The organism is SAR324 cluster bacterium (genome assembly GCA_015232315.1).
Taxonomy (GTDB): domain Bacteria; phylum SAR324; class SAR324; order SAR324; family NAC60-12; genus JADFZZ01.
In genome coordinates, this window is record JADFZZ010000002.1 from 118,201 (window position 1) to 127,628 (window position 9,428).

Consider the following 9,428-nt stretch of genomic DNA (forward strand, 5'->3'; position numbering starts at 1 on the left):
GTGATTGATAATAATATTCTCATTAGTGCTTTTGTTTTTGGAGGTTCCATCCGAAACAATTTTCAAAAAATCGTTGCCCGGGAAGGTATCTATTTTTTAACTTCAATTCCTGTGAAAGAAGAGATTCAGACAGTGCTCTTCCGGGAAAAGTTTTTAACTTTCAGAAACAAAGCTGATTTAGAAGTTGATTTATCTGCCTATCTCAATGATGCCGTCACAATCAGAATCACCCAAACCTTTACAGATTGTCGAGATCCCAAGGACAATAAATTTCTTGATCTCGCCGTCAGCGGTCAAGCTCATTTCTTGATTACCGGAGACAAAGATTTGCTGGTATTGAATCCATTTCATGGGGTCCAAATCATGACAATGATGGATTTCATGGAGGTCTCATCGAATTTTAACGCCTGATTCGTATAAGTTTTTTTGACAAAGGAGCCTTATTTTTTTTCGAAAAAGCCCCAAAACCAAAGCTGTTAATGAAAAGGCCTATGGTGTGGTTGATTTCCTGCTACTGGCATCGATTACCGCCCTGACATATCATATCATTGTCACGATTTATGAGGGTCAGTTGACAATGAGGCTGTTTCTTGCCCTGCATTTGATTTCCATATTTATTGCCGGCTTCTGGACATGGTTTCGCCATAATCAGAAAAGAGATCTCAAATATCCTGTTATATTTCTGATATTGACCTTTTTTTTGAGTTCTTTTGGTATTTTCATCGGCATGACTGTGATTATTGTTCAGCTCATGACTTACCGATACAAGCATTCTTTTGAGGATTGGTGGGCATCCATATTTCCTGAGGAAGAGCATGATGCTGCTGAAGATCTGCAACGCAGGCTCATTTCGGGATGGGAAGATCTGGAAGTAAAGCATAAGATGCTGAGTTTTATGGATGTCATGATCTTGGGAACCATGAATCAGAAACGGGATGTTCTGGCCAAGATTTCCCGATATTATCGGCATGAATTTGCTCCGGTGCTGAAACGGGCCATCAATGATCCAGTGAACGCCATTAGGGTCATGGCCGCGACAGTGATTGCCAAAATTCAGAATCAGTATGTGCATGAATACATGCATCTGCTCAAACAATATGAGGCAGATCCCGGGAGTGATGTGCTTTTGCTGAAACTGGCACGCAGTATTGATAAATATGTTTACAGTGGCATTATGGACAGTGATTCGGAAAGGGAATTCCGGAATAAAGCTATTGTATATTATGAAAAATATCTGGAAAACCATCCTGAAAAAACTCAGGTTCAATTTGCGTTAGGGCGCCTTTATTTGTATAACAGAGACTATCAAAAGGCGTATCCATTGCTGGAGTCTTGTGTAAAAGCTGATAATTATAACTCGCCCAATATTGGTGTGCGATACATGGAAAGCCTCTATGCGCAGGGCCGCATGGAGGAGCTTAAAGAGATCGCCCACAAATACCTTGATAAAGTTGACCCAAATGATCCCGCGCTTATGGAAATTATTGAAATCCTTCGTTTCTGGACGGAAGGTATTCCGGAAAGTCGACTCGTTGTCTCAGAACCTCGAGGATCCGAACACTCAGACAATGCCCTCACACCCTCACACCAAATCAGCCAGGGCTAATGTCTGTCTGATTCTGGAAGGCACCTATCCTTATGTGGCAGGAGGTGTATCATCCTGGGTTCATGAACTCATCAGAGAACAAAGTCATCTCACATTTTCACTGGTAACCCTGGTTCCTCCAAATTCCAAGCTCAAGAGACAGTATGAAATTCCTAAAAATGTTGTGGGGATTCATACCTTGTTTATTCAGGATATGCCCAAGGGAAAATCATGGCGCTTTAAGAAAAAACTGAAACAGGATCTCTATACCAGGCTGGCTCCATTGATTGAAAATCTGATTGTGGCTCCAGAGATGAAAGATCTGGAAGAAATGCTGGCGATATTAAAAGATTATCGGGAAGAGCTGGGAACCAGGATTCTGTTGAATTCCGAAGAGGCCTGGGAGGCTCTATGCAATATGTATCTGAAATTACTCGCTGGAACCAAATTTATTGATTTTTTCTGGTCCTGGCGTCAATTGGCGTCCGCGTTATATTCCATTCTGATATACCCGATGCCGGATGCGGATTGTTATCACTCTCTGTGTACCGGGTATGGAGGATTGTTTTTGGCTCGGGCTCATCTGGATACAGGCAAACCCTGTTTATTGACCGAGCATGGTATTTATACCAATGAACGCCGGATCGAGATCAGTTCGGCATCCTGGTTGGACGACCAGAGAGCATTGAGCCTGAATGTGGATGACGTGCGTCTGGATAAGACACTCAAGGATCTGTGGCTCGACAGTTTCATGGGTTATTCCCGGTTATGCTATGAGTCGTGTGCGCTCATCATCACCTTGTTTGAAGGGAACCATCTTCTGCAAATTGAAGACGGCGCCAACCCTGAAAAATTGAGAGTCATTCCCAATGGAGTGGATTATGAAAAATTTTCGTCCGTCAAACGTGATAAATCGCATCCTCCCACGGTTGCGTTGATTGGAAGGGTGGTTCCCATTAAAGATGTAAAAACATTCATCAGGGCTGGAATTATTTTGAAAAGCAGAGTTCCCGATTTGCGGGTATGGATTATCGGACCGACTGATGAGGACCCTGATTATTTTTCAGAGTGTGCGGAAATGATTCAAAACGCAGGTGTTCAGGAAGTCATTACCTTTACCGGAAAAGTGCGGGTGGATGAATATCTCGGAAAAATTGATGTGATTGCCCTGACCAGTCTGAGTGAATCTCAACCGTTGGTGATTCTTGAAGCCGGCTCCGCAGGTGTGCCGTCTGTCGCAACCAATGTGGGATCATGCCAGGAATTGATTTATGGGCGCAATGATGAAGATCCGCCTTTGGGGGATGGCGGCATTGTGTGCAGCTTGTCATCACCCATCGAGGTGGCGACGGCCATGGAAAAATTGCTGACGGATCCGGATTTTTATGATCAGTGTGCCAGAACCATGCGTGAGCGGGTTGAACGATATTATAATAAAATTCAACAGCATCAATCCTATCGGGAATTGTATGCGTCTTATCTTCCATAAAGTTCTGAAGTGCAACAAAATGGATGTGATAGACTATGCGGCCTGATGGAGAGAATAAAGCTGTCGTTGCTCAAAACCTACGGTTGCGTTATTCAACGGAACGGTATCACATGTCGCCAGCGCGTAAACCAGTTGACCGTATATTTGTTGCAGTTGCTGAGGATTGGTTGAAGGAACAACCAAAGAGAACATGGTATGTTTGCGACCGCCAAACATAAGAACTTGTTCTGGAAGCGTATTTTTAACCAATCCGCCTAATTGTTGAGCAACCAGTTTTTTTTCATCAGAAGAAAAATCTTTTGGATTATCCAGAAAAAGAAATATTTGTATTCCTTCTGTTCCTTGCTGTTCGGTGAGGGAACGAAATGTTTGTTCAAAAATTTTCAACTGATAATAAGTAAACAATCCCGTGTCAGGAGTGTACATTTGATTGGCTTTGGCAACCTGTAACTGTTTTGCCTGGGCAAAAGCATAGCCGACCCACTGGCAAAAACCCTTGAAGTTTTCAATCGTGTTCAAGTTCAAATCCATGAAATCCAGTTCCTCAATTTTCACCATTCCAAAAACCTCGTTGGTGACAGGATCAATGAGCGGACCCGCGATAAGGCCTTCTTTATTTAAAATACGGGCATCTTCCTGGTTGATCTTACACAGAATTCGTTGACGTGAAACCAGTTCCTGAAAAATTGGGGATGTCACTGGAATTTTTCTGGCATATTTTTCTTCAGGTTCCCATCCAGTTGCGGAAATCAACTCAAAATCAGTTCCTTGAAAAATATAGACTGAATGTTTGAGCGGTTCCAGAACCACGCTGAGGATCTCTCCTAAAGACAAAAGAAAGCGAACCGGGTTTAAGCCTTCCACATTTTTGAAGATTTCGAACATGGTAATAGAACTTTGTAATTCGGAGGCCAGTCTTGTTTCGAGTTTTTCCTTATTTTCTTTCATCAACTGATATGCCAGCGTGATCGTCTGGTCGCGGGCCAAGGCTTCCTTGAGATTTTTTTGCAACAGATTTCTTTCTTCCACCTGACGTAATCTCATTTCGCCAAATCCCACAGAAGCACCAAACCACAAGAGCGGACGGTAAGCTATTTTGAGCAGATAATCATAAATATCTTCCGCGAGCCGTTGTTCGGGAACATTTCCCGCATACAGAAAAAAAATGGAAATCAGGGTAGTGATCACAGCTTCATTGGTCCCATATTTATAAGCATGCAACAAAATGATGAGCCAGTAAGGATGAGGGGAGACATCGATAAAACGTTGTTCGTTGCCGGACATGAAGGCAATAAAGTTGACGAAACTGATATAGCCCAGTGCTTCCACAATGGCCACAGGACGTGTATTGAGAATTCTATCGGGAATATATTTGAGAATGGGATCCAGAATCTGATGAAAGACTAATTTGATTTTTTCAATATAGGGATCAAATATAGCATGAATTTTTTTTGAAAAATGGCTAAAAAACCCACTGTTTTGAGATTCTTCTTGTTCTTGCGGCTTGAGCATATCGTCATTACGGGAAAAATCTAAGTTGATATAGATGGAAAAAAGTGAAGCAAGGAAGGTACCAGAGTACTTTGTTGATACTCTTGTTTTTCAGAAATGTGGTATCTATATAAATTTTTTCGTGAAAAGGAGCTATGTCTGATTTTGTATTCAAGGAACTATTTTATTTTGAAGTTCCTCAAATCTCAGCCGGGATGTTTCAAAGTGTTAGTATTGCTTTGGTTCTGGGGATAATGCTGTCGATTCTGATCAGGCTTGTTGAACAAAAAAGAAATCAAATAAAAACACTTAAAAAAAGAGAATATGAGGCAATGATCAACATCCAGCAGACACACATCATTTTATGTGTTTCTGGTGCGTTTATCATGATTCTGATCAACAAGAGTCTGGCAAATGCGTTGGGGTTGGTTGGAGCTCTGAGTATCATCAGATTCAGAACAGAGTTGATTTCTCCCATTGAAGGCTCTCAGATTATTGTGATGCTGACCATTGGCATGGCCTGTGGGCTACAATTATATTCACTGGCATTCTTCATGGCCGTGACCATCGGGTTGTTGCTGGTGATTATGATGACTTTCAGCGTTAAAGCTATCAATGAATTCAATAAGCAAAAGGATTTGGTGAAACAGGAAGGTTTGATGAAAGAACCAGTTGAAGAGATGTGATGAAAAGTATCAGCGGTAAAATATTAAAACTGTTACGCTCTGTAATCGGCATGACATTACTTATTGCCGGGTGCGGTGACGTCAGGCAGTCTCCATTTGAAGAAAAATCGTATGCTCCTGAGCTAGTGGAAAATAGAAGTATTTATCAGAATGAGCCACAAAGTGTTTTGGCTGTACACATTACGACGTTACCGGAACCCGGCGGTTTTACGTTAGACGATGTCAACAATGACAATGATCCATTTGATACTTTCGAGCCTGAAGTAAAGGTCCTCTTCAAGGAAGGAAAATTTGGACAAAATCTGACTGTTGCCAATGCGGCCTTGCGCCAACGTGGACATTCGACACGTGAAGCTCTACAAAAATCATATCGTGTTAAATTATTCAGTTCGACAGAACTCTGGCGGAATAACCGGTCGATTCACTTGATGAAGCATCCCTATGATTTGACCCGTGTTCGAAATAAATTGAGTTATGATTTATTTAAAACGATTCCAGATTTTGTCGGTGCTCAAGTTCTGTTTGTGCATTTATACATTGATGAAACAGATTACGGTCTTTACACGACGATAGATAATTTTGATAAATATTATCTACAGCAACGGGGCTTTACAAAGGGACAGTTATATAAGGCTGAGAATTTTACATTCAACTTGTCAAAGTTTTTAAAGTTAAAGGAAGATCCAGCGTATAATATTGAAGATTTTGAAACGGTTTTGGGAATTGATGGAAATGATGATCACTCAAAGCTGATTCACATGTTGAAAGATATCAATAATTATTCCATCCCCATAAATACCGTAATAGATCGATACTTTAATAAATCAAATTATTTGACATGGTTAGCCATTAATATTCTGACAGGGAATTTTGATACATTCGCACAGAATTTTTATCTGTACAGTCCTAAAAATTCTCAATACTGGTATTTTTTCCCGTGGGATTATGATGGGGCCTGGGGCTTTAATTTTCAACCTAACGAGAATGGAAAAAATGTAAAACGATGGAATCTCGGAATTTCAAATTGGTGGAACAGCATATTGCATCAGCGGTTTTTAATGGTTCCGGAAAATATGGGTCTGTTGAATAAAAAAATAGATGAAATTAAAACAAAATATTTGAATCCATCAAAGATTCAAAACCTGTTGGAGCAATATAAAATAATGGTTCGACCAGTTGTCACAGTAAAACCGGATTTATTTTTACTGCCCACAAAAAACGATAATGATCAGATCGGGGAATATGATCAGGAATTTTCCAAATTGGCAGAACAAATTGAAATCCATTATCAACTGTATAAAAATGCGGAAGAACGGCCCATGCCGATTTTTCTAGGCAAACCTGAGTTACTCAATGGAGAATGGTTTTTTCAATGGGAGGCGTCCTATGATCTTCAGGGGGATGCGATAACCTATGATTTTCAGATCAGTACCAATCCATTGTTCAGTGCTCCGGACATCGTGTTTGCGGCACTGTCTCTGCCTGAGAATGTCTTGTCTTATTCTGTCGCATTGAATCCGGGAACGTATTACTGGAGAATTATTATTCGGGATACCAAAAATCCTCAGGAAAACTGGCAGATTCCCTATGATTCATATGTCGTAAACAGGGTTAGATATGATGGAATTTTGAAACTGGTTGTGCCTTCAGTTCCTTAAGGTCAGACCCAGATTGAATTGATTCGTGGTTTTTCGGGTTAGAAATGTTTTGTTTTCCTCAAACGTGTTGACAAAGTGAATCCGGAACAGTCCGCTTTTCTTTTCAGGAAACCACTCAACGCCCCATGAGGTTCCACTATTGTTCTGTTTTACTTTAATGTCCTGTTCATAATATTCATCCACCGAATAGCGAAAGAATAAATCAATTTTAGACGTAATGATCCGCATTCCCGGAATCATCGTCAATATTTGTTGACGAGGATATTGCTTTCTTATTTTGACAGTGCTGAGACCTGTGACATCCAGAATCTCATCATCATAGTAGGAATCCCTAGCCCAGCGGTCAATTTCAAATTCTCCCTGTAATTTCTGTTTTCCAAAAGTGGTCACTGTTCCGGAGATACCGGCACTGGTGTGATAGTCATTGTAGCCCTGGCGATCCAGCATGAAAACAATCCCGCTTTTTTCTTTTTCTTTTATGCGCCGGGATCCTGTAAAAACGCCAGTAGTGACTAATGTGGTCAACTTTTTTTTAAAAAACTGACCTCTCCATAAACCATTCATGCTTAGTTCGGCCTGTCTGTTGTGCTGAAAGGGGCTGTTGGTGATCTGAAAAGAAAATTCCTGTTTTTCCCATTCAGTATTGGCTTGAATTCCCATTTCATAAAAACTCAAGTACTCTTTAATTTGGGATTTCTGGTACAGATCAATACCGCTGTATTCCAGATTTTCAAGCGAACCCGCAAGAATTCGAAGTTTGCCAACCTGAAGATTCCAGTCATTCCATTTTCTTTGAAGGAACCAGTGCTGTACGGCCTGACCAGTATCATCAATCCTGTCTTGATCACTTAAATCCTCATCCATTCGTAGCCTCAGTCGATAATTCGTATGTTCGTCCAGTTTTCCGCGAAAGTTGATTCTGGTTCTGGCAGAATCGAATTTCATATTGGATTTTTCCTGAATGTGACCTAATGCTGTTTTTTCAGAGGTGAATCTACTGACAAGATCTGTTCGAAATTCAATGTCTATGTTGGTTTTTCCATATTTGGGGGACTTACTTTTGGGGAGATTGTTTACAGATAAAACAGATGGTTTATTTATTTCTTGTATTTGTGGGGGGAGATCTTCTTTTATGGGATCCTTCTCGGGTTCTATCTCTGAATCCTTGTCTTCTGTATTGAACCACTCATTGATCACTTGCTCCATTTCATCTAATTGGGCATATATCGGGTGTGAATTAAAAACTAATAAAATAATGATGAAACACCTTGTAATTATGGTGAACATACCGTTATCCGTAGTTAATTTTTGTATGAAACACAGGAAAATATTTGAATAACGATTATCAAACAGAGGAAGTTATGCGCAAATTAATATTTGTTTTAGGTCTGTCTTTATTGGCACTCATTGTTTCAGGATGTAACCTTTTCAAAAAAGAACAGAAAGCACCAAAAGAACCATTATTGAGACAGACAGGACAAAATGCTGTCGAATCTTTTTCCTCTGAGGAGCATGTTGATGCCGATGTCTGGGTCGTCACCACTCGTAACGCTGAAAAAAACTCAGACTCAACCTTTTCGTTCAGTACAAAGGTTTCACCTGAATTAACAATGCTGGCTGTAAATTCACAAACCAGTCAAAATTCTATTTGGTCAGAGCGCGATGACAATGCCTATCAACGTTTAGCTCAATATATGGCAGCAAAAAGAAATGTCCAGAACTGTATCATGTATATTCATGGTTACGGGGCCGACATCACAAAGTTGATTGACCAAAGCAGAAAGATCGGGTTGTTATATCAGTCACGGGTGATCGCATTGGATTGGCCAACATATCAGCAGTGGTTTGAAAATGAAACGGATTCCACCTATGCGCGTTATTGGGAATCAAGAAAAAACGCAATTGATTCCTCAATGGTGTTCGGACGGTTTCTTAAGGCTTTTTTTCAACAGTATCCTGAAACAGGTTGTGCTTCCATTACCCTGCTTGCGCAGGGACAAGGTAATATCCTGGTTCAATCCCTGGTAGAAAAAGAGTTGTTTGATTCGGACATGGTCTATTTTGACAGTATTGTGCTCAATGCCGCGGATGTTAAGCGTTATCAACACCGCAAATGGGTGTCCCGGTTGCTGATCAAGAACATGGAAAAATCCCGGATTTTTGTTGTGTTCAATGAAAAAGATAAAGTCTTGAACCGGGCAGAGGATGTATTGAGATCAAATGATGATTATGAATCAGAAGATATCAATCGATTAGGTAATATTTTTAAAAAGCATGGTCTGGCGTTAAACGCGTTTTATCTGGATGTGAGCAATATGAAACCGATTCATGAAGGTTTTCTGGAACCCGGACAATCAGCAGATGGCGGTTTGTCCTGTCTGGGGAAGATGTATTTATCCATATTTCATGCTCAGATTCCTGAATATTCCAAAGAAACAATGAAATTGATAAAAAAAGAAAAGACCGCTTCTGAAGTGTGGGGATATGAACTCAGAAAAAATTGTAAGGACGCATAAAAC

8 protein-coding genes are annotated in these 9,428 nt (G+C 40.5%); 6 read left to right on the plus strand and 2 right to left on the minus strand.

What is annotated here, in order from left to right:
* From HQM11_02045 to pelF, 3 genes are all read left to right on the plus strand, one after another.
* Positions 1 to 411 (plus strand): putative toxin-antitoxin system toxin component, PIN family, encoded by a 411-nt coding sequence (locus HQM11_02045; GenBank protein ID MBF0349778.1) that lies wholly within the window; start codon positions 1 to 3, stop codon positions 409 to 411.
* Between the two features lie 85 nt (positions 412 to 496).
* Positions 497 to 1,606, plus strand: coding sequence for a hypothetical protein (locus tag HQM11_02050; protein MBF0349779.1), 1,110 nt, complete (start codon positions 497 to 499; stop codon positions 1,604 to 1,606).
* The gene (gene pelF, locus HQM11_02055; GenBank protein ID MBF0349780.1) at positions 1,569 to 3,074 is read left to right on the plus strand and encodes a GT4 family glycosyltransferase PelF; all 1,506 of its coding nucleotides are present in this window, start codon (positions 1,569 to 1,571) and stop codon (positions 3,072 to 3,074) included. The genes HQM11_02050 and pelF overlap by 38 nt, the downstream gene beginning before the upstream one ends.
* 33 nt (positions 3,075 to 3,107) lie before the next feature.
* Here the strand turns inward: pelF and HQM11_02060 are convergent, their stop codons facing one another.
* Entirely contained in the window at positions 3,108 to 4,586 is a 1,479-nt protein-coding gene (locus HQM11_02060) for a hypothetical protein (protein MBF0349781.1), read from the minus strand.
* A 134-nt stretch (positions 4,587 to 4,720) separates the two neighbouring features.
* Between HQM11_02060 and HQM11_02065 the strand changes: the two genes are divergently transcribed.
* Together HQM11_02065 and HQM11_02070 are read left to right on the plus strand one after the other, a co-directional pair.
* Positions 4,721 to 5,251: a DUF4956 domain-containing protein gene (locus HQM11_02065; GenBank protein MBF0349782.1), complete on the plus strand. Its 531-nt coding sequence runs from the start codon at positions 4,721 to 4,723 to the stop codon at positions 5,249 to 5,251.
* Positions 5,251 to 6,909 carry a CotH kinase family protein gene (locus HQM11_02070; protein MBF0349783.1) on the plus strand — a complete coding sequence of 553 codons (1,659 nt, stop codon included), beginning with the start codon at positions 5,251 to 5,253 and terminating at the stop codon, positions 6,907 to 6,909. The genes HQM11_02065 and HQM11_02070 overlap by 1 nt, the downstream gene beginning before the upstream one ends.
* Here the strand turns inward: HQM11_02070 and HQM11_02075 are convergent.
* A complete protein-coding gene (locus HQM11_02075; protein MBF0349784.1) occupies positions 6,898 to 7,854 on the minus strand; it encodes a hypothetical protein in 957 nt (318 codons plus the stop codon). The two genes, HQM11_02070 and HQM11_02075, sit on opposite strands and share 12 nt — an antisense overlap.
* Before the next feature lie 416 nt (positions 7,855 to 8,270).
* Here HQM11_02075 and HQM11_02080 point away from each other — a divergent pair, with 416 nt between their 5' ends.
* Positions 8,271 to 9,425 (plus strand): alpha/beta hydrolase, encoded by a 1,155-nt coding sequence (locus HQM11_02080; protein ID MBF0349785.1) that lies wholly within the window; start codon positions 8,271 to 8,273, stop codon positions 9,423 to 9,425.
* The last annotated feature ends 3 nt before the right edge of the window (positions 9,426 to 9,428 follow it).